This is a genomic window from Actinotalea ferrariae CF5-4 (genome assembly GCF_000603945.1).
GTDB classification, from domain to species: domain Bacteria; phylum Actinomycetota; class Actinomycetes; order Actinomycetales; family Cellulomonadaceae; genus Actinotalea; species Actinotalea ferrariae.
In genome coordinates this window covers 1-1383 of the sequence record NZ_AXCW01000467.1, presented here as the reverse complement: position 1 = coordinate 1383, position 1383 = coordinate 1, and the positions used below count along the sequence as shown (strand labels likewise).

The following is a 1383-nucleotide window of genomic DNA, read 5'->3' as shown; positions in this document are numbered from 1 at the left end:
CCGGGGCGGCGTCCGGGGCGGCGTCTGCGGCGCCTGTCGGCCAGGTCGGTCGAGGCCGGTCCAGACCCTGCGCGCGCAGGGCCACCCGGCGCGCCTGGTCGAGCGTCAGCTCCTCCGGGCGCCGCGTCGGCCCCGGCACGGACGAGGGGCGCGAGGTGGGCACCGGCCCATCCTCGCGCCCCTCGGCGGGACCTGCTGCGTCACGGGCGTCCGCGACGCGGTGCGTGCTGCGTCAGACGGCGGCGGCCGTGGACCGGACCGGCGCGTCGAGACGGATCACGCCGTAGCTCCAGCCCCGGCGCCGGTACGCGACGGACGGGAGGGCGGTCTCGGCGTCGATGAAGAGGAAGAAGTCGTGGCCGACCATCTCCATCTCGTACAGCGCGTCGTCGAGCGTCATGGGCTCGGCCCGGTGCAGCTTCTCGCGGATGACGACCGGCGAGTCGCCCCACGGGACCTCCACCGCGTCCCCGTCGACGGTCGGTGCCGGGGGCGGCGGCGCCGCCTCGGCGTCCGGGACCGGCGTGAGCTCCGCCTCGCGCGGGTCGGGGACGCTCACCCCGTTGTTCTTGCGGTAGTCCTTATGGCGGTCCCGTGCCCGCCTCAGCCGTTCCATGAGCTTCGTCGCCGCCATGTCGAGCGCGGCGTACTGGTCGTCGGCGCTGGCCTCGGCACGGACCACCGGCCCTTTCCCCCGGACCGTCAGCTCGATCCGTTCGGCCACGTCGGACTGGCGCGGGTTGCGCTCGTGCGTCAGCTCGACGTCCACGCGCTGCGCGCGCGGGGACAGCTGCTGCACCTTCGCGAGCTTGTCCTCGACGTGACGGCGGAAGCGGTCGGGCACATCGGTGTGACGGCCGACGACGACGATCTCCATGGTGACCTCCTGGGATGGGACGGCTCGGACGCCGCCCGACGGAACTGCGGTGCACGCCCTCACGGGGCGATCGGCGGGCACCACCCCCTCCCGGGGAGGTCCGGCCGCTCCGTCGTCACGCGGGCCCCGAGGGCCCACGTCCCCCTCGACCAGGTCGGGTCGGCGACGGGGAACAGCTCCATGCACCGACGTTAGTCCCCCGCAGCGGCAGGAGGAAGTGACGCGCCCGGGTGCAAGATCACGGCGTCCGCGGACCGGACGGGCGCCGGTGTCGCCGCGAGGACGAGGGCCCCCGCGACGAGTGCGCCGGAGCCCGCGAGCAGCCGGGCGCAGGCCGCCAGCGTGCTGCCCGTGGTGAGCACGTCGTCGACGAGGAGGCACCAGCGACCCCCGGCCGGCGCGACGCCCGGACGCACCCGGAACGACCCGGCCGTGTTGCGCCCCCGCGCCCGCGCACCCAGCCCGACCTGGTCCCGCACGCCGTGCCGTCGGCGCGCGAGCAGCGG

At 75.8% G+C, this 1383-nt stretch carries 2 protein-coding genes; both read right to left on the bottom strand.

Going from position 1 to position 1383, the window contains the following annotated elements; translation table 11 throughout:
* Positions 1 to 232: 232 nt before the first annotated feature.
* Complete coding sequence (gene hpf / locus N866_RS18835; RefSeq protein WP_034229695.1) at positions 233 to 877, bottom strand: ribosome hibernation-promoting factor, HPF/YfiA family; 645 nt, start codon at positions 875 to 877, stop codon at positions 233 to 235.
* Between the two features lie 191 nt (positions 878 to 1068).
* Positions 1069 to 1383: ComF family protein (locus N866_RS18830; protein ID WP_034229692.1), on the bottom strand; the 315-nt coding region annotated here is incomplete at its 5' end.